General features: G+C 68.2%; 1 protein-coding gene. It reads right to left on the bottom strand.

Going from position 1 to position 443, the window contains the following annotated elements:
* Window positions 1-46: 46 nt before the first annotated feature.
* Window positions 47-443 (bottom strand): hypothetical protein (locus KVT32_RS28795; RefSeq protein WP_217619281.1); only part of this gene is annotated, 397 nt, incomplete at its 5' end.

Genomic DNA, 443 nt, shown 5'->3' with positions numbered 1-443 from the left:
CAACTGGCGTTCCGAGTCGCCCCTCACGCAGCAGACCAGCCTGAGGCTATCGCACCTGCATCGCTTCCCGCCGACCCTGCACGGCCGCCTTGAACAGCGAGGCGACCGCGGCGGCAAACGCCTCATCGAACCACGGGTTCGCGCCGCTGACCGCCACCACGATCCCGTCCAGGCACACGCTGCCCCAAACCTGCGTATCCCGGGCGCGAAGCAGATGGGGCCTGAGCGCCATCACCTCGTGCGTTCCCAAACCCGTGCGCCAGCTTACGCGCGCCTTGCCGCGGGCGTAGGCGCCATAGTCCGCGTCCCACCCCGCGGGATCGCCGATGCTTTCCTCGTACAGGATCGCGTCCGCGAACTCGCAGCTGCCCGGGTGCGCCAGCGGATTCATTACCACCACATGCAGGAATCCGCTTTCGCCAACGCGGGTGTTCGAGAGGGCG

Source organism: Achromobacter sp. GbtcB20 (assembly GCF_019091095.1).
In the GTDB taxonomy this organism is placed as follows: Bacteria; Pseudomonadota; Gammaproteobacteria; order Burkholderiales; family Burkholderiaceae_B; genus Achromobacter; species Achromobacter mucicolens.
The sequence above is the reverse complement of the archived record's forward strand: the minus strand, read 5'-3'. Positions and strand labels throughout refer to the sequence as shown.